The organism is Enterococcus sp. SMC-9 (assembly GCF_021011285.1).
GTDB classification, from domain to species: Bacteria; Bacillota; Bacilli; order Lactobacillales; family Enterococcaceae; genus Enterococcus_C; species Enterococcus_C montenegrensis.
In genome coordinates, this window is record NZ_JAILYE010000002.1 from 333,056 (window position 1) to 354,713 (window position 21,658).

At 37.1% G+C, this 21,658-nt stretch carries 27 protein-coding genes and 1 other annotated feature; of the genes, 5 read left to right on the forward strand and 22 right to left on the reverse strand.

Annotated elements, in window-relative coordinates:
- Positions 1-581: 581 nt before the first annotated feature.
- Complete coding sequence (locus K4422_RS04340) at positions 582-1,385, forward strand: DUF92 domain-containing protein (RefSeq protein WP_230709381.1); 804 nt, start codon at positions 582-584, stop codon at positions 1,383-1,385.
- Between the two features lie 218 nt (positions 1,386-1,603).
- On the opposite strand, the gene nagB is transcribed toward K4422_RS04340, so the two are convergent.
- The 7 genes from nagB to K4422_RS04375 form a co-directional block, all read right to left on the reverse strand.
- Positions 1,604-2,305, reverse strand: coding sequence for a glucosamine-6-phosphate deaminase (gene nagB, locus K4422_RS04345; protein ID WP_230709382.1), 702 nt, complete (start codon positions 2,303-2,305; stop codon positions 1,604-1,606).
- A gap of 281 nt (positions 2,306-2,586) precedes the next feature.
- Entirely contained in the window at positions 2,587-2,775 is a 189-nt protein-coding gene (locus K4422_RS04350) for a CsbD family protein (protein WP_071865579.1), read from the reverse strand.
- 176 nt (positions 2,776-2,951) lie between these two features.
- Positions 2,952-3,320 carry a 50S ribosomal protein L7/L12 gene (gene rplL, locus K4422_RS04355; RefSeq protein WP_206902443.1) on the reverse strand — a complete coding sequence of 123 codons (369 nt, stop codon included), beginning with the start codon at positions 3,318-3,320 and terminating at the stop codon, positions 2,952-2,954.
- A 54-nt stretch (positions 3,321-3,374) separates the two neighbouring features.
- Positions 3,375-3,878, reverse strand: a complete 504-nt coding sequence (gene rplJ / locus K4422_RS04360; RefSeq protein WP_206902442.1) for a 50S ribosomal protein L10 — start codon at positions 3,876-3,878, stop codon at positions 3,375-3,377.
- 36 nt (positions 3,879-3,914) lie between these two features.
- Positions 3,915-4,046, reverse strand: a sequence feature (ribosomal protein L10 leader region).
- 54 nt (positions 4,047-4,100) lie between these two features.
- Positions 4,101-4,790 carry a 50S ribosomal protein L1 gene (gene rplA / locus K4422_RS04365; RefSeq protein WP_206902441.1) on the reverse strand — a complete coding sequence of 230 codons (690 nt, stop codon included), beginning with the start codon at positions 4,788-4,790 and terminating at the stop codon, positions 4,101-4,103.
- 101 nt (positions 4,791-4,891) lie between these two features.
- Positions 4,892-5,314 carry a 50S ribosomal protein L11 gene (rplK, locus tag K4422_RS04370; protein WP_230709384.1) on the reverse strand — a complete coding sequence of 141 codons (423 nt, stop codon included), beginning with the start codon at positions 5,312-5,314 and terminating at the stop codon, positions 4,892-4,894.
- Positions 5,315-5,745: 431 nt separating this feature from the next.
- Positions 5,746-6,474, reverse strand: a complete 729-nt coding sequence (locus K4422_RS04375) for a glucosamine-6-phosphate deaminase (protein ID WP_230709386.1) — start codon at positions 6,472-6,474, stop codon at positions 5,746-5,748.
- 224 nt (positions 6,475-6,698) lie between these two features.
- On the opposite strand from K4422_RS04375, the gene sdaAB reads away from it, so the two are divergent.
- Entirely contained in the window at positions 6,699-7,364 is a 666-nt protein-coding gene (sdaAB, locus tag K4422_RS04380; protein ID WP_206902439.1) for an L-serine ammonia-lyase, iron-sulfur-dependent subunit beta, read from the forward strand.
- Between the two features lie 13 nt (positions 7,365-7,377).
- On the forward strand, positions 7,378-8,250 hold the full coding sequence (gene sdaAA / locus K4422_RS04385; protein WP_206902438.1) for an L-serine ammonia-lyase, iron-sulfur-dependent, subunit alpha: 873 nt from the start codon (positions 7,378-7,380) through the stop codon (positions 8,248-8,250).
- A 73-nt stretch (positions 8,251-8,323) separates the two neighbouring features.
- Here the strand turns inward: sdaAA and K4422_RS04390 are convergent, their stop codons facing one another.
- On the reverse strand, positions 8,324-9,937 hold the full coding sequence (locus K4422_RS04390) for an ABC transporter permease (RefSeq protein ID WP_230709527.1): 1,614 nt from the start codon (positions 9,935-9,937) through the stop codon (positions 8,324-8,326).
- 8 nt (positions 9,938-9,945) lie between these two features.
- Positions 9,946-10,827: an ABC transporter ATP-binding protein gene (locus tag K4422_RS04395; protein ID WP_230709387.1), complete on the reverse strand. Its 882-nt coding sequence runs from the start codon at positions 10,825-10,827 to the stop codon at positions 9,946-9,948.
- A gap of 184 nt (positions 10,828-11,011) precedes the next feature.
- Here K4422_RS04395 and K4422_RS04400 point away from each other — a divergent pair, with 184 nt between their 5' ends.
- Positions 11,012-11,608: a TetR/AcrR family transcriptional regulator gene (locus tag K4422_RS04400; RefSeq protein ID WP_230709388.1), complete on the forward strand. Its 597-nt coding sequence runs from the start codon at positions 11,012-11,014 to the stop codon at positions 11,606-11,608.
- A 246-nt stretch (positions 11,609-11,854) separates the two neighbouring features.
- On the opposite strand, the gene K4422_RS04405 is transcribed toward K4422_RS04400, so the two are convergent.
- From K4422_RS04405 to rpmG, 11 genes are all read right to left on the reverse strand, one after another.
- Complete coding sequence (locus tag K4422_RS04405) at positions 11,855-12,709, reverse strand: alpha/beta fold hydrolase (protein WP_230709389.1); 855 nt, start codon at positions 12,707-12,709, stop codon at positions 11,855-11,857.
- Positions 12,710-12,860: 151 nt separating this feature from the next.
- Complete coding sequence (locus tag K4422_RS04410; protein WP_230709390.1) at positions 12,861-14,039, reverse strand: SIS domain-containing protein; 1,179 nt, start codon at positions 14,037-14,039, stop codon at positions 12,861-12,863.
- Positions 14,040-14,081: 42 nt separating this feature from the next.
- A complete protein-coding gene (locus K4422_RS04415) occupies positions 14,082-14,810 on the reverse strand; it encodes a GntR family transcriptional regulator (protein ID WP_206902432.1) in 729 nt (242 codons plus the stop codon).
- Positions 14,811-14,982: 172 nt separating this feature from the next.
- Complete coding sequence (locus K4422_RS04420; RefSeq protein ID WP_206902431.1) at positions 14,983-16,023, reverse strand: PTS system mannose/fructose/sorbose family transporter subunit IID; 1,041 nt, start codon at positions 16,021-16,023, stop codon at positions 14,983-14,985.
- Entirely contained in the window at positions 16,013-16,819 is an 807-nt protein-coding gene (locus tag K4422_RS04425) for a PTS mannose/fructose/sorbose/N-acetylgalactosamine transporter subunit IIC (RefSeq protein WP_206902430.1), read from the reverse strand. The genes K4422_RS04420 and K4422_RS04425 overlap by 11 nt, the downstream gene beginning before the upstream one ends.
- Before the next feature lie 27 nt (positions 16,820-16,846).
- Entirely contained in the window at positions 16,847-17,329 is a 483-nt protein-coding gene (gene agaV / locus K4422_RS04430) for a PTS N-acetylgalactosamine transporter subunit IIB (protein ID WP_206902429.1), read from the reverse strand.
- A gap of 27 nt (positions 17,330-17,356) precedes the next feature.
- Entirely contained in the window at positions 17,357-17,644 is a 288-nt protein-coding gene (gene yajC / locus K4422_RS04435) for a preprotein translocase subunit YajC (protein WP_206902428.1), read from the reverse strand.
- 2 nt (positions 17,645-17,646) lie between these two features.
- Positions 17,647-18,081, reverse strand: coding sequence for a PTS sugar transporter subunit IIA (locus K4422_RS04440; protein WP_206902427.1), 435 nt, complete (start codon positions 18,079-18,081; stop codon positions 17,647-17,649).
- A 421-nt stretch (positions 18,082-18,502) separates the two neighbouring features.
- On the reverse strand, positions 18,503-19,045 hold the full coding sequence (nusG, locus tag K4422_RS04445; protein ID WP_173103550.1) for a transcription termination/antitermination protein NusG: 543 nt from the start codon (positions 19,043-19,045) through the stop codon (positions 18,503-18,505).
- Positions 19,046-19,144: 99 nt separating this feature from the next.
- The gene (gene secE, locus K4422_RS04450) at positions 19,145-19,315 is read right to left on the reverse strand and encodes a preprotein translocase subunit SecE (protein WP_206902426.1); all 171 of its coding nucleotides are present in this window, start codon (positions 19,313-19,315) and stop codon (positions 19,145-19,147) included.
- A 12-nt stretch (positions 19,316-19,327) separates the two neighbouring features.
- Positions 19,328-19,480, reverse strand: a complete 153-nt coding sequence (gene rpmG, locus K4422_RS04455) for a 50S ribosomal protein L33 (RefSeq protein WP_016171295.1) — start codon at positions 19,478-19,480, stop codon at positions 19,328-19,330.
- A gap of 186 nt (positions 19,481-19,666) precedes the next feature.
- Between rpmG and cbpA the strand changes: the two genes are divergently transcribed.
- On the forward strand, positions 19,667-20,308 hold the full coding sequence (gene cbpA, locus K4422_RS04460) for a cyclic di-AMP binding protein CbpA (RefSeq protein WP_206902425.1): 642 nt from the start codon (positions 19,667-19,669) through the stop codon (positions 20,306-20,308).
- 123 nt (positions 20,309-20,431) lie between these two features.
- Here the strand turns inward: cbpA and K4422_RS04465 are convergent, their stop codons facing one another.
- The gene (locus K4422_RS04465; RefSeq protein WP_396139697.1) at positions 20,432-20,932 is read right to left on the reverse strand and encodes a QueT transporter family protein; all 501 of its coding nucleotides are present in this window, start codon (positions 20,930-20,932) and stop codon (positions 20,432-20,434) included.
- A 60-nt stretch (positions 20,933-20,992) separates the two neighbouring features.
- Positions 20,993-21,247: a hypothetical protein gene (locus K4422_RS04470; RefSeq protein WP_206902424.1), complete on the reverse strand. Its 255-nt coding sequence runs from the start codon at positions 21,245-21,247 to the stop codon at positions 20,993-20,995.
- Between the last annotated feature and the right edge of the window lie 411 nt (positions 21,248-21,658).

Genomic DNA, 21,658 nt, shown 5'->3' on the forward strand with positions numbered 1-21,658 from the left:
TGTCATAACAAATTAGTTCAAAAAAGCACCGCTACAATTATGATTATTACAATTGCCAGAATTTCACGGCAATTATGTAATGAAAATAATTTGGCGGTGCTTTTTCGTCTATTATAGGAAGTATAAGTTGTCCACCAGAAAAAGATTGATCTAACGGCTTTAGCCCTGTCTAGCTTTTTGAACTAACTCGCTGCGACAATAAGCCAAAATTTGAAAAAATTGGAAAAACAATTTATTAGAATTCCGTCTTATCGCTGGCGAGTTGAGCGAGTTCAAAAAACTTTTCTTACTGTCTAGCTTTTTGAACTAACTCGTTGCGACAATAAGCCAAAATTTGAAAAAATTGGAAAAACAATTTATTAGAATTCCGTCTTATCGCTGGCGAGTTGACCGAGTTCAAAAAACTTTTCTTATTGTCTAGCTTCGTGCACTAACTCGCTGTAACAATAAGTCAAAATTTTAAAAAATGGAACTGCTATGTATCAGGATTTTGGTCTTCTATCTCTGGGCTGAACCATTCCTTTAACTTCTCTTATGTTACACTAAAAGGGTGTAAATTCCGTTAACAAAAGAGGTGTCAAATGATTACAGTGTATTTAGCCTGTGGTGGCTTAATTTTCACAGCGCTCCTTGGTTTTGTACTTTTTATCGCCCATTATCTAACTTTCTCAGGTTATCTTGCTTTTATTTTTTTAGGTACTTTTTTAGCTGCGCTAACGCCTCCATTTGTTTGGCTTTTATTAGGGCTATTCTTTGGCAGTGCGATTTTCATCCATGCGATTAAAAAAGTTGCTAGTAACCAATTCGATACAATTGGCAAAAAAGGAGCCCAGCGAGATGCTAAACAGCTTTTAGCTAATAGCCTGCCCGTTCTTGTTGCTGGCTTATTAGCACAATTTTTTCCCGCGACTTTTAACTGGTCAGAAATTATGACAGCTCTGATCGCAGTCAGTTCTGCAGACACTTGGGCTTCTGAAATTGGCATGTTAGCTAAAGGGGATCCTTACAATATTCTAACGTTAAAAAAAGTTGCCACTGGTTTATCAGGGGGTGTGAGTTTGCTGGGAACTTTTGCGGCAATTGGTGGCAGCTTTTTAATTGCGGCAACTTACGCTGGCGGTATTTTTCTATTTACCCCAATCAGCTTCCAGCCTGCTACTTTTTGGCAGCCATTTTTACTTGGTGTATTGGGAATGTTTGTCGATAGTCTTTTGGGTTCATCTTTACAAAGTAAATACCGCTGCGTCGTTTGCCATCAAATAACTGAGCAGGAATATCATCACAATAAACCCTGCCAGCTTGTCCATGGACTAAAATTTATTGATAACGATATTGTTAATTTGCTTACCGGTTTTATAGTCTTAGTTATAACCATGTTTATTTAATAAGAATAGCAGGAAAATAAAATTATGCTAAATTGTCCTTCAAATTTCTCAAGATTTTGACTTAGTGTGCAAAGAGCTGGTGCACAAAGCTCCATCTCGAACATTTATAAATCATAAAATTTATAATTCTTTTAACAAAAAAGCACTTCATTACGTAAGCATTCGTCACAATGACGTACCTTACAGATAATGAAGTGCTTTTATTTAATTAGCTTTTATTATAATTTGCTGGCAGCTGCATCATCGACGATTACGACCACATCTGCGTGATTTTGTAGCGCAGAAGCAGGAAGATCTGTTGTAACCGGACCATTTACCATGCCGGCAATCGCATCTGCTTTGTCTTCACCATAGGCCATTAAGACCATTTTTTTACCTTGTAAAATAGAACCAATTCCCATTGAAACAGCTTTTGTTGGTACATCTTCAATTTTATCGAAGAAACGTTTATTTGCTTCAATTGTTGACTCCGTTAAATCAACCACTGATGTTTTACTATCTAGTGGTGTCCCTGGTTCGTTAAAACCGATATGACCGTTGCGACCAATACCTAAAATTTGGATATCAATTGGATGCGTTGCAATTACGTCATCATAACGTTTGCATTCAGCAATTAAGTCTTCTGCTTTACCATTTGGAACAAATGTTTCTTTGAATGGTTTTTGATTAAATAAATTTTCATTCATGAAGTAGCGGTAACTTTGTTTATCTTCTCCACCTAAACCGACATACTCATCTAAATTAACAGAAGTCATTTCTGAAAAATCTAAATCACTTGCCATCATTTCTTGATACAAAGTAATCGGTGTACTTCCAGTTGCTAAACCTAATGTATGGATACCATCTTTCATGGCTTGTTGAATAATTTCAAAGGCTTTTTTTCCGCCAGCAACGGCATCTTTTACGCGGATAATTTCCATTTTGATAACCTCTTTCTACGCTTGTTTGGTATAGCCCAATTATAGCACCATTTTTTTGTGTAGGCAACAAAAGTCTAGACCAAATTCCACCTTTTTTAAGAAATTTATAAACGTGTGACTAGATAAAATTTTCTCTCAAATATTGCGAGTATGCGTACAAAAACATGTGTTAGCTATAAAATTATGCTTACAAATTTTAAAAGTAGCAGAGTTTTTCTTAACAATCCGAGGTAAAATGTAAAAAAAACTTACAGACTGCATGCAGCCTGTAAGTCAAAAATTTATTTTTCTTTATCTTTTTTATCAAATAATTTGTTGATTTCACCAGCTACATCATCTTTTAAATCTTCAGCTTTTTCTTTAATTTTGCCAGCTTCTTGTTGTAGTTTACCTTTTAATTCTTTTGAATCATCACCTGTTGCCTTACCTGCTGTTTCATTTACTTTACCTTTAACTTGATCTTTATCCATTGATATAGCCTCCTTATTCTTTACTACTCTTCAAGTGTAGCAAAAATATGGTCAACTGCCCAATGAAAGAGCTTCATATGTGTCAAATTACATAAACTTATCAATTCATTTTGAATAGCAATTTTAAAAAAAAAGCCGAGACCCCAAAGGATCCCGGCTTTTGAAATAATCAGTGATTATTTAACTGTTACAGATGCGCCAACTTCTTCAAGTTTGCCTTTCAATTCTTCAGCTTCTTCTTTAGAAACTGCTTCTTTGATTGGTGCAGGAGCGCCATCAACTAATGCTTTAGCTTCTTTCAAGCCTAAGCCAGTTGCTTCACGAACTGCTTTGATAACTTTAACTTTTTGGTCGCCAGCTGAAGTTAATTCAACAGTAAATTCTGTTTGTTCTTCTGCTGCACCAGCAGCACCAGCTGCAGCTACAGCTACAGGAGCTGCTGCAGATACGCCAAATTCTTCTTCGATAGCTTTAACTAAGTCGTTTAATTCTAAGATTGTCGCGCCTTTTAGCTCTTCGACAATGTTTTCGATATTCAATGCCATGATTGATTTTCCTCCAATTTAGGTTTTGTTTTTTTTATTTAGATTATGCGGCGCTTAGGCTGCATCTCCATCTTTGCTTTCTGCCACTGCGTTGACAGCGTAAGCCACGTTGCGGACTGGCGCTTGTAGTACAGATAGCAACATAGAAAGTAGTCCTTCGCGGTTTGGTAATTTTGCCAAAGCTGTGATTTCTTCTAAAGAAGCCACTTTACCTTCAATGATACCGCCTTTTAATTCTAATGCTTTTGCGTCTTTTGAAAATTCGTCCATGATTTTCGCTGGTGCAACTACGTCGTCGTTACTAAATGCAACGGCAGTAGGACCTGTGAAAACTTCGTCCAAACCTTCTAAGCCGGCTTGTTTTGCAGCGCGAGAAAGGATAGAGTTTTTGATAACTTTCATTTCAACGCCTGCTTCACGCAATTGTTTACGTAAAGTTGTTACTTCTTCAACAGTTAATCCACGGTAATCAGCGATTACAACAGATGCAGCTGCATTGAATTTTTCAGCAACTTCGTCAACGATTTGCGCTTTTTTAGCGATTGCTGCTTCACTCACTTGTATTTCACCTCCTGATTTTGATGAACAAGGATTTTAGGCAAAGAAAAAAGCCTCTCCTTGTCACCGTAGACATAGAGGGACTATTGAATGTTCTCCAATAAACGTCCTCGGTAGGAAATTAAGACATACGTCACCTACTGTCTTCGGTACAGTTAATTATTAACCTTGACTACCTTACCATAGATAAGGTAGTCAAGTCAATGTTTTAATTACGTTTAATTAAAATGAAGCTTGGTCAACGTGAACACCAGGACCAAATGTTGTAGTCACTGAAATGTTTTTGATATATTGACCTTTTGCAGCTGATGGTTTAGCTTTCACTAACACATCGTTAATTGTTTTGAAGTTTTCAACTAATTTGTCATCTTCAAATGAAACTTTACCGATTGGCACGTGCACGTTACCAGCTTTGTCAACACGGTAAGTAACTTTACCAGCTTTTACTTCGTTAACAGCTTTTGTAACGTCCATTGTAACTGTACCAGTTTTAGGGTTAGGCATTAAACCTTTAGGGCCTAAAACACGACCTAATTTACCGACAGTAGCCATCATATCTGGTGTTGCCACAACTACGTCAAAGTCAAACCATCCACCTTGGATTTTTTGAACCATGTCGTCGTCACCAACAAAGTCAGCGCCTGCTGCTTCTGCTTCTTTAGCTTTTTCGCCTTTAGCAAAAACTAAAACAGTTTGTGTTTTACCAGTACCGTTTGGTAATACAACAGCACCACGGATTTGTTGATCCGCTTTTTTAGGGTCAACATTTAATTTGTATGCAACTTCAACCGTTGCGTCGAATTTTGCGATATTTGTTTCTTTTGCCAAAGCAACAGCTTCTTCAACAGAGTAAGCTTTAGTTGCGTCAACTTTTTTTAATGCTTCTTGCATTTTTTTGCTCTTTTTAGCCATTTTGTTTCCTCCTTGATGTGGTTATAACGGTAGAACCTCCCACGTGTCTCGTATTTTTCAATAGCGAGTAAACTGAGAAGCTACTTCCTCAGGGTGTAGAATTATTCTACAGTGATCCCCATGCTTCGTGCAGTACCTTCGACCATGCGCATAGCAGCATCTACATCAGCAGCGTTTAGGTCAGCCATTTTAGTTTCAGCGATTTCTTTAACTTGATCACGCGTAACTTTTGCAACTTTAGTTTTGTTTGGTTCGCCTGAACCTTTTTCAACACCGGCAGCTTTTTTCAATAATACTGCAGCTGGTGGTGTTTTTGTGACGAATGTAAATGAACGGTCTTCATATACAGAGATCACAACTGGAATGATTAAACCTGCTTGATCAGCAGTACGGGCGTTAAATTCTTTTGTGAAGCCCATGATGTTGATACCCGCTTGACCTAGCGCAGGACCTACTGGTGGAGCTGGTGTTGCTTTACCTGCAGGAATTTGCAATTTAACGATTTTTTCAACTTTCTTTGCCACGAGACATACCTCCTTGAGTCCGTGATGTGGTTAATTGGAGATGCATATTTCTCCTCCCACGTACTTGTGCTGCTACTAAATAGTAAAAACACAATTAAAAATGCGTGCCTCAAAATAAGCGTGAGTTTACGCACACTGAAATATTATAGCAAAATTCGCAAAAATTGCAACAAGAAAAGTTTAACAAACCTGCTTTACTCTCTTGCAATAAGACAGAAGCTTGATAAATTGCTCTTCCAATTTCGCGAGCTTTTGACTTATTGGCTTTGAGAGTTGGGTTGGTAAACTAGACAACAAGAAAAGTTTAACAAACCTGCTTTACTCTCTTGCAATAAGACAGAAACTTGATAAATTGCTCTTCTAATTTCGCGAACTTTTGACTTATTGGTTTTGAAAGTTGAGTTGGTAAACCAGAGAAGCTAGCAGGTCCTCTAGTTCTGATTAGTTAATTCGCTGGCTGCTTCTTGATCTAAAATTAGCGTTAAATTCGGGTGTAATTGTAAAATTGAAGATGGGATATCTTCTGTTACTTCACCAAAAAATGCTTTTTTGACGATTGCTGCTTTTTTCTTACCGTTAGCAAACATGACTAAGTGTTTCGCCGCCATTACGCTTTTTGGTCCCATCGTGTAAAACTCATTGGGAACTTTACTTAAATTGCCATCAACTTCTGCGGCCAATGACTCTCTGGCTTCATCGGCATCAGAAATATCCACAGCATATGTCTCAGAGCCAAATTTTGTCCAACCAGGCATATTTCCACAAAAATGGCCATCTGCACCAATACCCATTAAAATTAGATCCAAGCCACCAGCTTCCTTTAGACGCGCATCTTGTGTTTGCCAATTTGTTTCATCTAATGGATGCAACTGCTCTTTTTTGATATTAGCTGGTCCAAAATACAGGTCATTTAAATTGCGCATGGTAATGCCATAACCTTGGCTACCGACAATTGGAATTTCGTCAAAATTATAATAATGAACATTTTCAAAATAAGGGCGCCCTTTTACTTGAGGCACCATGATCTCGTATAGTCGTTTGGGTGTATTGCCCGCAGTAATCGCCAAATTAACACGACGACTTTCACTCATTAAACCTAGTAAAATATTGGCGGCTACTTGGCTCATAGCTTCATAATCTTTTTCAATAATTAGTTTCATTAATATCGCTCCTCTATTTTTGAAAACGTTTTATAAAATAATTATATCGTAAAAGAATGCTTTCGTGTAAATATATTGTGGTATCTGATTTTTTTTGCTATTATTGCGCAGTTGAATTGAATTAAAATTTCAAAAAACTTATCTTTTTTATAAGAAAAACACGCTTAAAAATTGTTATTTTTGTGTTAGACTACAAGTGCATAAAACGAAACGAGGTGCCTTCAATGGAACAGCTGAAATATCGCAGCGTTTTCGACATTATCGGACCTGTCATGGTCGGCCCTAGCAGTTCTCATACTGCCGGTGCGGCTCGAATTGGGAAAGTTATTCGCAGTATTTTTGGCGAGCAGCCTGATAGTGTTGATATTTATTTATATGAATCGTTTGCCAAAACTTATCGCGGTCACGGAACAGACATCGCATTAGTTGGTGGTTTGTTGGGGATGGAGCCAGATGATACCCGTTTGGCAGACTCTTTAAAAATCGCTTACGAAAATGGTATGGAAGTATACTTCATTCCTAAAAGTGAAAAGGCGGAACATCCCAACTCAGTCAAAATGGTCCTGCATAAAGGTGAGCGAACATTATCTGTAACCGGCAAATCAATTGGCGGTGGCAATATTCAAATTTCCGAGTTAAATGGTTTTAAAATTTCTTTATCTATGGGAACACCAACCTTTATTACAGTTCATCAAGATGTGCCAGGTATGATTGCTAAAGTTACCAATATCTTATCAAAACGCGGGGCAAATATCGGTACCATGACTGTCACGCGGGAGTCAAAAGGTGAAAAAGCGATTATGATTATTGAAGTTGATGAGCCGCAACCAGGTATTTGTGAGCAGTTAAAAGCTTTGGATCACATGTATACTGTTAATTATTTTGATTAAGGAGCATTATCTGATGTTTTATACAATTGCAGATTTAGTAGAACAAGCTAAAAATTATCCTTCTGTTGCAGATTTAATGATTGCTACTGAAATAGCTGTCACAGGACGAAAAAAAGAACAGATTATCGCATTAATGGAACGTAACTTAACCGTTATGGAAAATTCCGTTGCCGAAGGTGTTGCGGGAGTTACTTCTGTTACAGGTTTAACTGGCGGTGATGCTAAAAAGATGGATGATTACTTAAACAGTGGAAATTTTTTAAGTGGTGATACAATTTTAACGGCTGTCAGAAACGGCATCGCCGTCAACGAGGTCAATGCCAAAATGGGCTTAATCTGCGCTACCCCTACTGCTGGTAGTGCCGGGGTCGTAGCTGGGGTTTTACTGGCGGTACGTGAGCGTTTAAATTTAAGTCACAAAGAACAAGTGGACTTTCTTTTTACTGCTGGCGCATTTGGTTTAGTGATTGCCAATAACGCTTCGATTTCTGGAGCTGAAGGTGGTTGCCAGGCAGAAATCGGGTCTGCTAGTGCAATGGCCGCAGCGGCTTTAGTTTGTGCTAACGGAGGCAGTGCCCATCAAGCAGCCCAAGCAGTGGCGATTACTTTAAAAAATATGATGGGTTTAATTTGTGATCCAGTTGCTGGTTTAGTCGAGGTGCCTTGTGTGAAGCGTAATGCATTAGGTTCTTCTCAAGCTTTTATTTCCGCTGATATGGCCTTAGCCGGAATTGAAAGTGTCATCCCACCAGATGAAGTGGTAGTTGCAATGTATCAAGTCGGACGTCAAATGCCTTCTATCTTTAAAGAAACAGCAGAAGGCGGTTTAGCCATGACCCCTACAGCCCAACGATTGCAAAAAGAAATTTTTGCCAAACAAGAATAAATGAGTAACGGTTCTCCTTATAGTTAGTCTAAAAAAAGCATTATGAAAGCAGACGCCTTCATAATGCTTTTTGTTAAGCCGATTCTTGTAAGTCGCGACGATTATAACCAATAAATCCAACTATAAATAAGCCACAACTAATTAAGCTAATCACAACAAAACGGGTAAAATCAAAATCTGCTACAGGCAGCTGTGGCAACCATTTTAAAGCAGAAGTATTACTAAACCAATCTGGTAAATCTAAAATACCACCAAAATAACTTAGCGCAAAGGAATAACCCAGATATGCGTAAATCACTTTGCTAATTTTTGGTGCAAATCCTAAACATAATGCCGCTAAACTAGCAAAGAACAAGACGACTGGTAATAAATTAAAACCAGCTTCAAAAAATTCTTGTATCGGCATTGTTGCATTTTCTTTCATAACGCTAACTGCTGTTGCTCCTAGACAAGCTGAGCTAATGAAAACGCCGGCCACACCACTGATTATAGCTAATAAAACACTATTACCATAAAGTTTTAAACGAGAAACTTTAGTCGAAAACAACTGACTCATACGCCCACTGCTTTCTTCGGTGAATAATTTGTTTAAAATCGCAACAGGTAAAATCACCACTAACGCTACCATTACCATCATGATCGTGCCAGTAAAGGATTCAGCTAAACTTCCACCCGTATGCACAAACATTTGTTTTATTAATTCATTACCTTCCATGAAGCTTTGCATATCCTGATAAACAGAACCATAGGCTGCTCCCATCACTGCAAAACCAACAAGCCAACTGATGATCATGCCAGCATTAATACGCCAATACCAACCTGGTATAGACAAAAGTGCCCTGCTAGCATTTTTGCGCCCTTCTTTTTCTGGTAAAAAGCCTGCATTATAATCTCGTTTTCCTTCTAAATAGAAGCTAAATAATATAATGATCAGACTAAAAATAAAGCCAATTATCAGATAAGACCAATTATTCTCCGTAAATGGGTACGTAAGATACGTCCAGGAAAGAGGATTTAATTTTGATAAATCACCATTACTGATATCCGTTACAGCCCGCACCATGTACAACAGACCAATAAATCCGAGGCTGGCGCCTGTTGCACCTGCTGATGAAGGCATAATTTGTGCGAATAACAATCCAATCACAGCACCCAATATACCGGCTAATCCTACTGATGCCCCAAACAATAAACTTCCTTTTAGATCGATACTTGTAGCATGAAATGATGCCATTAAAATACCGATAAATAATCCCAAGACAACATTAATTAGAAATGTTTCAAGTAAAACAGCTAGCGAATTGGCTTGTCGTCCGACACGAAATGAACGAATTAATTCTGTTAAACCTTGTTCTTCTTCTTTTCTAGTATGACTAATAACATGTAAAGCGGCCACTACCATAGCAAATAAACCGCAAAACAGCAGCATTTCATTGGCATACATTGCACCAATCGTATATGCTTTTGCATCAGAAACGGGTGTTGTGCCAATCATCGCAATCATGGCTGGATTTTGCATCGTGTGATACATTCCCACTAACCCTTGTCCTTTTGAAAGTTCTTCAAAGGCGGAGACAAAGCCACCGCTAAATAACCCTAAACCCAGTAACCAAACAACAATTTTCTTCCAATCGCGTTTTAGAAATTGAAAAAATAATAAATTCCATTGTGAAAATTTCTCTGCCATTGCTGCCATCACCCTTCATAATGTCTGATAAACAAATCTTCCAGTGTCGGCGGTACAACTTCAAATTTTTCAACTTCAAATTTTGCTACCGCGGTTAAAATAGTATTTAACGCTTTATTATCGATCGCAAATTTTACTTCTGTTCCTTTTTGACTGAAATCGTAAACACCAGTAACATCAGCTAAACTTGCCACATCGCCTTTTGCAACGAGTGAAACCGTAGAGCGCGTCAAATGTCGCAATTCTTGGAGTGTGCCGGTTTCTACTATTTTGCCTTCACGAATAATAACAACTTTATCTGCTAAGCGCTCTACTTCACTTAAAATATGAGAAGATAATAAAATAGATTTACCAGCATTCTTTATTTTTTCTACCTCATCTTGGAAAACAGCCTCCATTAGTGGATCTAAACCAGATGTTGGTTCATCTAAAATATAAAGATCGGAATCAACCGACAACGCAGCAATCAACCCGACTTTTTGCCTGTTCCCTTTTGAATAGCTTTTGGCCTTCTTTCGTGGATCTAATTCAAATTTTTGAATTAATTCATCTCGCTTTTGTAAATTACCGCCTCCATGCAACTTCATAAATAAGTCGATAATTTCCCCACCGGTTAAATTTCCCCACAAGGCGACATCCCCTGGAACGTAGGATAGTCGTTTATGAATTTCGATACTATCTTGCCAAGCATCTTTGCCAAATACTTGAACATGGCCCGCATCTTTTTTTAAGATGCCCAAAATCGTTCGAATCGTTGTCGATTTCCCAGCACCATTGGGGCCAATGAATCCCACTACTTCTCCTGGAGCAACCGCAAAACTTACATCTTTTAATGCTTGAAATTTCCCAAAACTTTTTTGCAAGTTATTGATTTCAATTAACTGCGTCATTTTTAAGTCTCCCTTTTTCCAAAAAAATATTTTTGAACTATTTACTTAATACGAGTTCAATATTATGCATCTCAGTTGAAAATGTCAATCAAAAACCACCTACTTTTGAACTTATTTTTAATTTGCAGTTTAAAATTATTTTACTATAATATAAGTAGTAATGGATTAAAAAGGAGGCACAAAATTGAACGGTTTTGAAAAAAGAAGTGCCCAAAAAAAGCACGCCATCTTAAAGGCAGCAGCGGAAATAATGAATGGACCTGAAGGAAGCAAAGCTCTAACCATTGACAAAGTAACTGCTGCAACCAATATTTCAAAAGCTACGATTTTTAAATATTTTCAATCCAAGGATAATTTAATTAAAATGGTGTTTAAAAACTTTATGGCCGAGACAGCCCGTGATGCAGAGGAAATTTTACAAGAAAAAAGATCTTTTCCAGATACCTTCGCTGCCTTAACACAACTAAAAATCGACCGCTTAGACCAGGGTAGTCAACAATTTTATCTTGATCTTATGGCTTATTATTCGCAAACAGAAGATAAAGAATTAGCTGAATTCATGAACGGCTATGCAAAAAAAAGCAATGAAACACTCCTCACCTTATTTCAACAAGGACGAAAAGAAGGATTTATTGATCCGAAGTATACCGATGAATTTCTCTTTATTTACACTGAATCAATGATCGCAGGCATTGCCGAACCAGCAATTTATACTCGTGCATTGCCTTACATTGCAGAGTGGAGCGAAGTTTTACTAAAAGGCTTAGCACCAGAAAAATAAACGAGCCAATCACGCCTTGTGTGACGTGATTGGCTCGTTTATTTTCTTCACTATAAAGAAGAGATACATTTTTCAAAAGATAAATAGTGATTTGACCGCTTAGCACTGTCTGGCTTTACGCACTAGCCCTCTAAGAAATAAGGCGAAATTTCAAGAAATTTGTGCAGCAATTTCTAGCAATTCCACGCTTATTTTTCGAGCGCTGACCAAGTCAGAAAAGCTTTTCTGGTTGTCTGGCTTTGCGATTCAGCTCTTTGGCCATAAGAAGTCTGAAACTTTTTTATCGACTTCCTTATTTTCGTGCAGTTGACTATGCTGTGCGTTAGGACCATAAAAAATTTGGGTTGTCACGCTGTTGGTTTGTTTTAGTAAGGCGTTCACTGCTAGAGCACTCGTAGTTGGGACCATTTCATCATTAAACGTATTTTCATCTAACTGTCCAGCTAAAAGTAAAATTTTCGTATTTTTAGCTAAATTGGCTGCTAATTTTTGGTAATCTTGGTAACGACTAGAAACTTCAGTAGGCCCATTTTTTAATAAGTCGGCCATATCTTGATTGCTACTAGTGTCTAAAAAATCATTGAAAGGTGCACCAATCGCCACAAATTTTAAAATTTCAGGCTGTGACGGATCGTCAGGATAACTCATCATATACCGCAATCCCGAAACGCCACCCATCGAATGTCCTACCAAATTGACCGCTTCAACCCCCATTTTTTTTAAATCAGCCAAACAATTATACAACCATTCAGATTGTGACCATTCCGTATTTTTATTATCTTGAAAGATGACTTGAATCATCGGATTATCTTTTTTACCACTCAGTGTCCCTGTTGTTGTGATTGAACCTTCTTTAGAGACGGTCATAATCAACTCTTTTTTGGCTAAGTTACTTGTTTCTAGACGTTGCAACATACCGCCAAAAGAATTTTTAGTACCGCTATAACCGTGGATAAATAGCGTGGGTACCGCACTTTTTTTAAGGATTACACTCGTCTTTGGTTTTATTTGCGCTTTAGCAGTAGGATTGGCTTTTTTTTCATTTCCACCACAGCCAGCTAAAGCCAACAATAAAATAAGTACTGTGAGTATCTTCTTCATGTCTTCACTTCCTTTCGCCTAATTATACGCTACAATAACCTGCTGACGAAAATTATAGCTATTTTTAAAGAATTCTTTGCCTATCCCATTGTGCTTCTCGTCTAAAAAAAGACCCCCGTAAAAAACACGGGAGTCAGACTTTGTATTCAACTTATGCTTCAAAAGGGTGAATCGTTACTCCTTTAACAACCCGGTTAACCGTGCCAGTAGGAGACGGTGTATCTGGTGTATTCCCAACTTTAATAGAGGCTAACAGCGAAACTGTTTGGGCTACAATTAAAAATGGCAACGCTGCGTATCCGTCTGGTAATTTCACATCACTTGTTTCAAAAACAAAGTTATCACCACTAAAGTTTGATTCTGCTGCCTTTTGAGTAATTCCTAAAACAGATGGCGCAATTTTATCTGCATGCACCTCTTCTAAAATATCAACATCGTATTGACGCGTATATTCATCGTTGTTCACAAAAACAAACATAATTGTTTTATCGTTGATAAATGATTTTGGACCATGACGAAATCCCATTGAAGAATCAAAGATCGTAGCCATTTTCCCAGCAGTTAATTCCAATACTTTCAAGGAAGCTTCCCGGGTTAAACCAGATAGACTGCCAGAACCAAGATAGACGATACGTTCAAAGTCTAAATCGATAATTTTTTGTACCTCAGCTTCTCTAGCGATTGCTTCATTGCCTAAGGTTGTCATTGCATTGACGTAATCTTCTTTTTGAGTGAAGTCGTTAGTTTCATCAAAGACTAATAATGCGCTTAGCGCCATACAAGAAAAACTTCCAGTCATAGCAAAACCTTGGTCATTGGCACGAGCGGGCATCATTAATAATAAATTGTGGGCATCATCGGTAGCCGCTTTTGCCAATTGTCCTTCTGGAGCACAAGTAATGGTAATATGACGCAAATTTTTCACGAATTTATTGGCCACATCCACAGCGGCCACACTTTCTGGTGAATTTCCACTGCGGGCAAAAGATACTAAAATAGTCCAATCATCTGGATGTAAATATTCAGCCGGAGAAGCCACGATATCAGTTGTCCCGATACTTTCAAAGATAAATTTACGGTTATCTCCTACTTTACTTAAATAAGGTTTTACTGTATCGCCTACATATTGAGAAGTCCCCGCACCAGTGAAAACAACGCGGATTTTACCATGTGCGGCATCTTTTACTTCTGATAAAAAATTGTTAATTCTTTTTTGATTTTCTTTATAATAAGAAAATGCTTCTTGCCATAATTCTGGTTGTTGCTTAATTTCACGGGTGGTAATTTCTGCTCCCATTTTAGTTAATTCTGCTGCTGTCAGTTGAAACATTGTAATCCTCCTTTAATTTACAAACGTGATCTTATTTGCTCTTTAATTGCCATTGTGATGTACGATTTTATAGCGAAAGTGATCCGCACGGGCAACACTATAGGTGAACTCGATTATTTCATTGGCTTGATTATAAGTTTTGCGCATTAAAGTCAACACCGGCGCCCCTTCTCTAATATCTAAAAAAGGCGCATCTTTTGGCCGTGCAATATTGGCAAATAGCTCTTCTTCGGCTACTTTGACAATCTCATTATAATCTTCGCGAAAAATATCGTATAAGGCTTTTTGATCTAAATCTTCTTTGGTTAAGGATAAAAATTTATTTAGCGGCAAATAGGTGCGTTCTAGCATTAATGGTTCGCCATCAGCACTTCTGAGACGCTTCATTTTTATTAATTTCGTTCCTAATTTGACATTAAATTTCGTAGCTAAAAATTTGTTGGCTTCGATTGTTTCAAAATCCAAAACTCTCGTTTCTGGATGTCGCCCCAAAGATTTCATTTGCTCGGTAAAACTATACATACTCTGCAAATTGAAACTAGACTCTTTTAAGTCAGATACAAAAGTTCCTTTGCCGTGTTGCCGATAAATATAGCCAATTTTTTCTAACTCTTGTAATGCCAAGCGAACCGTTGTGCGACTTAAACCATACACATCTGATAATTCCCGTTCAGAAGGTAGCATCATATTGGCTTCGTATTCATTTTCAATTTTTTCTTTTAATAATTCGACTAATTGATCGTACAAAGGTTGTTTTTTTGCTCGGGTCATATGACACCTCCTCTAACTGGTTACTACCACAGTATGATTTTATCTTCTAAGGCCTATAAAGTCAATAGCAATAGTAAATAAAACGCTTTATTTTAAAACTTGATCTAGACCACTACCTAAAAAAATACCACTTATCAACTACGGATAAGTGGTATAATCTGTCAAAGTTTTTTTAAGGCCAAATATTAGGCCAAATGCCAAATCCTGAGCCTACTAAACCAATTACCAATAGTAACAAGATACATTTCAATGGTGTCCAGCCACGTTTTGATAATAAGAAGTATAAAAGTAAAGTCATAGCTAATGGAATCATTTGTGGTAAAATACCGTCTAAGATTTTTTGAATATCAATCGTAACCGGAGTTGTTTCATTACGGTTGAAGGTTACTTCAAAATCCCCTGAAGGCAATTTAACTACGCCTAAGGCTTTTTCACCTTCAGCTGCCGCTTGCACTTCTTCTGTCAATTTACCACTGTCATCTTTTTTGAAGATATATTCATCATATTTGTGTTCTTCCCCAGCAGGGACAACTGTTGTTACAGAATGAACAGCATTTGTTTCACCGTTTGGAATTTGAACGTTTACTTTTGTAGCACCGTAAACACAAGTTAGTGAACCTACGACGAAGATACCTAAAATACTTGCTGCCCGCGTAAATTCTTTGGCATTTTCGGTTAAGACACCAATAGCATCTGTTCCTAGTTTATAAGACCAGTTCATCAAGAAGAAACGTAACGCGAATTGGGCAATATTGAAAACAAGTAAGAAAATAAATGGTGCGGCAATATTACCACTGATAGCCATGTTTGAAGTAATACCAGCAGTAATCGGTACTAAGGTAAACCAGAATAAGGCATCCCCAATCCCACCTAAAGGTCCCATCGCAGCGACACGAACGGCACGAATTGTTGGAATATCTGCTTTATTTTGTTCTAGTGATAAAACAATCCCCATAACAAAAGTTACTAAAAATGGATGGGTGTTGAAAAATTCAAGGTTGTGACTCATGGAAGCTGCCAAGTCATCTTTGTTTTTATGAATTTTTTTCAAGCCTGGTAAAATACCATATAACCAGCCACCTGCTTGCATCCGTTCATAGTTAAAAGATGCTTGTAAGAACAATGAACGCCAAACCATTTTATTTAACGTTTTCTTATCCAGTGTTTCGCCGACTGATTGATCTTGATACGTATCTGGAATATTATATGCCATCTTCGTCACCTCCGAAGTCATTTGCATTGGCTGTTGCTGTTTTGAATTTAGATTGGATTTGGTAATCCCAGAAGGCTAACGCAAAACCGATAAATGCCAAGATAATCAAGGCTGGACCTGATAGACTTGGAGCTGCCATTACGATTGTTGCTAGACCAAAGCCCATAAAGTAAAAGCCCCACATATCGCGCGAAACCATAACTTTTAATAAAATTGCAAAACCGACATAACGCATCATACCGCCGGCAGCTGATAAACCTTTCATTAACCATTCAGGAATGGCACTAACGACTTGTTCACCAAAAGTTGCACCACCGATAAAGAATAAGACAACGATTAAACCAAAGATAGCACCAATTGCAGCCATCGCTAAATAGTTAATGCGGTCAATTCCTTTTGTGTTGGCTTCGTGAGCGTAGTTATCTGCAACAGACATCACTGGTGACATTGCAGAGAAAATTAAAGTAACTGCATATTGACCTAATAAAGAAAATGGAATTGCTGTTGCAACAGCTGCAGTTGGTTCTAATTTCAATGTAATCGATAAAATAGCGGCCATAATCCCACCGATAACGGCGTTAGGCGGCTGTGCTCCCCCAACGGGCATATTGCCGATGGTCATTAATTGATACGTACCACCAACGATTAAACCTGTTTGTAAATCCCCTAAAATAAGACCAATTACCATACCCGTAACAATTGGTTGATATAATGATTCCAAGAAACTGAATTGGTCAATTGCAGCGACAAACGTCACGATAAAGACCAATAAAATCTGAATGAAATTATAATCCATTCTTAAACTCCCTCCTTAAGCACAAGCTTAGTTGAATAGTTTGCTACTGTCTTCTACTGCTGTAGTTGGTACGCGGCGTATTTCAAGTTCCACCCCTAAATCTTGCAATTTTTTAAAGGCTGCAACGTCTGCATCATCCACGGCAACCGTTGTCGCAACTTGGCGTTTTCCTTCTGCCATATGCATGTTTCCAATATTCAATTTTTTAATTGGCACTCCTCCTTCAACTAATTTCAAAACGTCTTCGGGATTTTCCGCAATAATGAAGATTTTTTGTTTTGGTGATGCTTTGTGGATGATATCGATCGTCTTTTGGATCGAGAAATACCGTGTTTGAACTCCAGTTGGCGCAGCCATATCCATTAATCCTTGGCGCACTTTGTCTCCTGCTACTTTATCGTTGGCTACTAAAATCAAATTAGCTCCTAAAGTACCATTCCATTGTGTTGCTACTTGTCCGTGAATTAAGCGATTATCAATACGTGTTAATAAAATATTTGGTTCTGACATGAGAATTCCCCCTAAATTAAATGTTTTTTATTTAACGATTTCTGAAATTGCGTACCGAGAAACTTCAATAATAGTTCCTGACTTGACTTCAATATCCACTGTTTCTTTCTTTTGGTTAATAACTTTCACAGTGCCATAAAGCCCATTTGCAAACTTCACTTGTTGTCCTGGCGCAAGAGATTGATGTAATTTTTTGAAATGCTCTTTTTGTGACTTCATGCCACGGGCGCCAACAAAATAATAAATAATAGCAAAAGCGATTACAAAAATTAATACCACAATCGAAGCACCCAGAATACTGTTCCAAATGCTCATAATTAAATTCCTTCTTCCCCGAATTCCTCGTCTTCTTTAATAACCAGCTTGGGATGAACGACACCGGTTTGTCCGGCTGTTATTGCTTGTTGTGTTAATTGTTCTAAGTCTGTATTGGCATAACGCAAACCAATTGTTTCAATAAGCATGGGTAAATTGGCACCTGCAATAACTTCTACTGCATCAAAATCTTGTGCTGCAATCATTGCAGTTTTAAAAGGTGAACCTCCCAATAAATCGCTAAAGATTAAAACACCTTCACAGGTTTGATCTAATTGTTTTACCGCTTGTTTCATTTTTTCTTCAAAATCATCGACATTTTGACCATCCTCAAAGGCAATTACATCAAAAAAATCTTGTTCTCCGGCAATCATTGTTAATGCCCCGTAAACTCCCGGCGCAAACGAACCGTGACCAGTTAATATACAACCAATCATCTTATCCCCTCCTTGAATCTTTTGTTACTCTATCTGGTAGTAACCACAGACCAATTATAAAAGCGCTAACATTATCTGTCAAGAAAAAGTTTAACAAATAAAATAGCACGCTTAATCAGAAAAATCCTGTTTTTTTAAAGTAATTTCAACTAAAAAAGAACTAACAGCTTCATTTATTTAGAAAAGTAAAGGAAATACATAACTGGTTGTAACCTGATAATTTTTTTAATAATTAGCACAATATATCTAAAAAAATTATACTTGTCTTATAAGCTTGTATTTTTCAAGATCAACAAAAAAATACCTAAGTCCAAAATGTATACTGCCAATTTACACTTTGCAGTATGCCAGGCAATTAGCCTGAACATTTCTTTCTTAGGTATTTTTATAAAAATGTAAGACAAGTTTATTACAACCTATTTTATAGGCTATCTACTTGTTCAAAATCTAATTCCGTACTTGTTTCGCGGCCGAACATATCAATGTTGACTTTTAGTTTTTGTTTTTCTTCATCAATTTCAGCAACTTGCCCTTCCAAACCAGCAAATGCACCTTCAATGATTTTAACTGTATCACCAACGTTGACTTCTAAATCACTAGTTCTTGTACTCATACCGATGGAGCGTAAGATATGATTGATTTCTTCTTGTAATAAAGGCGCAGGTTTACTACCAGCACCGTGTGAGCCGACAAAACCGGTAACACCAGGCGTATTCCGCACTACATACCACGATTCATCTGTCATGACCATTTCCACTAAAACATAACCTGGAAAAGTTTTATGAACGACTTCTTTTTCTTTACCGTTCTTTAGCTCTTTTTCAGTTTCTTCTGGGACGACAACGCGAAAAATAAAATCTCCCATACCCATACTTTGCGCCCGTGATTCAATGTTTGCTTTAACTTTGTTTTCATAACCAGAATACGTGTGCAGCACATACCAGTTTCTTTCAAATGATTCCATTTGTTTGGCTCCTTTTGTCTAAAATAAAAAAACCTCAGTTACCCGAAGTTTTTTCTTCTTGGCTATTATAGCATTTTTTGTATTATTCAGCTAGTTAATTTATTTTAAAATCCAGCCGAAGACACTCTTAATCACAGTGTCCATCACAAAAAACATTGCAGCAAAAATCAAAGATGTTTCAATGACAACCAATGTATCTTTGCGTAACTGAGCTTTGGTGGGCCATGTTACATTTTTCATTTCGTCTATTACACTACGTAAAAATTTCATGCCTGCTGCCTCCTATTTGGTTTCTCGATGCAATGTATATTGATTGCAATATTTACAAAATTTATTAATCTCCAAACGTTCGCCTTTTTTCCCTTCACTCACTGATTTAGTGTAGTTACGAGATCCGCAAACGGAGCAGGCTAAAGCGGCTTTTTTCGCACCCATCTTTATGGCCTCCTTCAAATTTATCACACTTTTAAAACTACCCGAGTTTCGGTTAATTTCTTCACAAAAGTACACTTTAACTTAGCATGTTTTTTTCAGACTGTCAATGAAGGTAGTCGGTTATGTCTTTTTATAGAGAATATGATATGATTAATTTGTTAAATTGGAGACAATGGAGGGTTTGTTATGTTACTTAAAACCATGGTGTATAAAAAAAGAGATTTGACTACGGTCAAAGAAACAGCAACACTGGCTGAAGCATTGGAAATTCTAGAAGATTCTGGTTTCCGCTGTGTACCGATTCTAGATGAAAGTGAAAAAATTTTCCGCGGCAACATTTATAAAATGCACATTTACCGCCACAAAGCTAACGGCGGTGATATGAATTTACCTGTTACTCATTTATTGAAAAATGCAACAAAATTTATTTATGTAAATTCTTCTTTCTTTAAAGTATTCTTTACGATTAAAGAACTTCCTTATATTGCGGTTTTAAATGAAAATAATGAATTTTATGGTATTTTAACTCATAGTTCCTTATTAAATATGTTATCCCAATCGTGGAGTATTGATCAGGGAAGTTACGTTTTAACAATTGCCTCAACAGGTAAACAAGGTGATTTAGCTGCTATTAGTAAAATCATCGCAAAATACAGTAGCATCGCCAGCTGTATTACCTTAGATATCGGTAAAGATGAATTTATTCGTCGCACATTAATTACACTGCCAGCCAAAACTGACAAAGCGTTGTGCGATAAAATTATTAGTCATTTAGAAAGTAAGAATTTCAAAGTTGTTGAAGTTGAAGATCTAACTCTTTCAGAATAAAAAAATCATAGCTGATTTTTGAAAATATGGGCTAAGGTCTTGGCTATTTACTGATTAAAATTAAAACAGAAGCTAAAAAAATGGACTTGGCAAAAAATTGCTAAGTCCATTTATGCTATACGTTTAAAATTGTTTATCAAAATTCACGCTATTATTTAACCAGTACATCAATGGTGCGGAAATACTCATAATAATCAGTTCACTTAAAGCTGTAGTGAAGTACGTTGGCCAAAATGGTAAATTAGCCGTAATCATTAGCATGATAGCAATTAAGAACATACTAAAAGTGAAAAAGGCAATATTTAGACCTAACAATACTTTTTTGTCTTTGACTTTATTTTGTAAAAAGCTCGTGAGACTTAAAGCCAATAGTGTCTGCGCGCCACCAAAGAGCACATCTAAAATACCATAACCAAATAAGGCATTATAAATGACGACGCCTAAAAAGACTCCCCACAAATATTTACGATTAAAAACAACTAAATGATTCAAACTTTCTGAGACCCGAAATTGAATAGGTCCCGCAGAAAAGGGCGTAATAAGCGAAAGGGCGACATATAAAGCCGCAACAATTGCATTTACCGCCAAAACTTTAACATTACTGCTACGTTTACTCATTTGCACAAATTATTCCTTCTTTCTCCGAGTTTTGATGACGCGGGATGGTTGATGAACCGCGGGAGGTTAACTGGCCTTTTTAAGTTTTTTGATGTCTTGATCCATTTTAACTACAGCAGCTATCTTTTTACTAGTTCTTTGTTTTTTACTGGCAATGAAATAAACACAAAAAAATAGACTATAAATGCTTAACGCCATAATCTGACAGCTGACAAAAAATAAATTGGCCTCTTTGGTGTAAGTTAAACCTAACAAATTTTCACAACCCCATTGTAGTAAAAATAAGACTGCTGAAAATCCAACTAAATGATAATATTTCATCGTTTTCCTCCCCTGTGGAGTATAGCAAAATTAACGCTAAAAGAAAACACGAGTTATCAGATAAAAGCGAAAAAAATTGTAACCTACGTTGTAAACGATTGCAAAAAGTGCTCGTATATGGTATAAAATAAGTGTAAGGGGTCATAGGAATTCCCAGTAACGTAGACGATGTAGGTTCTACAAAACGAAGAATTGTTATGAGACTTAAAAAAATTGTTAAAGGATGTGGGAATTTGAGTTACTCCTTACTAATTGAATAGGTCTAGTGAGTTTATCATTTATTAAGTGGACATCAGAACCTTAATAAAAAGGACAAAAAGGCAACAAGAAGAGTAACACGTTACAAAAAAACTCACTAGATCTTTTTTTGTGTGCTTTTTTCTTTTCCCTCCTCTATTTTTTCTGTTAAAA

What these genes read in the sequence shown, in the direction of transcription:
- K4422_RS04340 (WP_230709381.1), top strand. Translation starts at nt 582, where the DNA reads ATGATTACAGTGTATTTAGCCTGTGGTGGCTTAATTTTCACAGCGCTC.
- nagB (WP_230709382.1), bottom strand. Translation starts at nt 2,305, where the DNA reads ATGGAAATTATCCGCGTAAAAGATGCCGTTGCTGGCGGAAAAAAAGCC.
- K4422_RS04350 (WP_071865579.1), bottom strand. Translation starts at nt 2,775, where the DNA reads ATGGATAAAGATCAAGTTAAAGGTAAAGTAAATGAAACAGCAGGTAAG.
- rplL (WP_206902443.1), bottom strand. Translation starts at nt 3,320, where the DNA reads ATGGCATTGAATATCGAAAACATTGTCGAAGAGCTAAAAGGCGCGACA.
- rplA (WP_206902441.1), bottom strand. Translation starts at nt 4,790, where the DNA reads ATGGCTAAAAAGAGCAAAAAAATGCAAGAAGCATTAAAAAAAGTTGAC.
- K4422_RS04375 (WP_230709386.1), bottom strand. Translation starts at nt 6,474, where the DNA reads ATGAAACTAATTATTGAAAAAGATTATGAAGCTATGAGCCAAGTAGCC.
- sdaAB (WP_206902439.1), top strand. Translation starts at nt 6,699, where the DNA reads ATGGAACAGCTGAAATATCGCAGCGTTTTCGACATTATCGGACCTGTC.
- sdaAA (WP_206902438.1), top strand. Translation starts at nt 7,378, where the DNA reads ATGTTTTATACAATTGCAGATTTAGTAGAACAAGCTAAAAATTATCCT.
- K4422_RS04390 (WP_230709527.1), bottom strand. Translation starts at nt 9,937, where the DNA reads ATGGCAGAGAAATTTTCACAATGGAATTTATTATTTTTTCAATTTCTA.
- K4422_RS04395 (WP_230709387.1), bottom strand. Translation starts at nt 10,827, where the DNA reads ATGACGCAGTTAATTGAAATCAATAACTTGCAAAAAAGTTTTGGGAAA.
- K4422_RS04405 (WP_230709389.1), bottom strand. Translation starts at nt 12,709, where the DNA reads ATGAAGAAGATACTCACAGTACTTATTTTATTGTTGGCTTTAGCTGGC.
- K4422_RS04410 (WP_230709390.1), bottom strand. Translation starts at nt 14,039, where the DNA reads ATGTTTCAACTGACAGCAGCAGAATTAACTAAAATGGGAGCAGAAATT.
- K4422_RS04415 (WP_206902432.1), bottom strand. Translation starts at nt 14,810, where the DNA reads ATGACCCGAGCAAAAAAACAACCTTTGTACGATCAATTAGTCGAATTA.
- K4422_RS04420 (WP_206902431.1), bottom strand. Translation starts at nt 16,023, where the DNA reads ATGGCATATAATATTCCAGATACGTATCAAGATCAATCAGTCGGCGAA.
- K4422_RS04425 (WP_206902430.1), bottom strand. Translation starts at nt 16,819, where the DNA reads ATGGATTATAATTTCATTCAGATTTTATTGGTCTTTATCGTGACGTTT.
- agaV (WP_206902429.1), bottom strand. Translation starts at nt 17,329, where the DNA reads ATGTCAGAACCAAATATTTTATTAACACGTATTGATAATCGCTTAATT.
- yajC (WP_206902428.1), bottom strand. Translation starts at nt 17,644, where the DNA reads ATGAGCATTTGGAACAGTATTCTGGGTGCTTCGATTGTGGTATTAATT.
- K4422_RS04440 (WP_206902427.1), bottom strand. Translation starts at nt 18,081, where the DNA reads ATGATTGGTTGTATATTAACTGGTCACGGTTCGTTTGCGCCGGGAGTT.
- nusG (WP_173103550.1), bottom strand. Translation starts at nt 19,045, where the DNA reads ATGGAATCATTTGAAAGAAACTGGTATGTGCTGCACACGTATTCTGGT.
- secE (WP_206902426.1), bottom strand. Translation starts at nt 19,315, where the DNA reads ATGAAATTTTTACGTAGTGTAATAGACGAAATGAAAAATGTAACATGG.
- rpmG (WP_016171295.1), bottom strand. Translation starts at nt 19,480, where the DNA reads ATGGGTGCGAAAAAAGCCGCTTTAGCCTGCTCCGTTTGCGGATCTCGT.
- cbpA (WP_206902425.1), top strand. Translation starts at nt 19,667, where the DNA reads ATGTTACTTAAAACCATGGTGTATAAAAAAAGAGATTTGACTACGGTC.
- K4422_RS04470 (WP_206902424.1), bottom strand. Translation starts at nt 21,247, where the DNA reads ATGAAATATTATCATTTAGTTGGATTTTCAGCAGTCTTATTTTTACTA.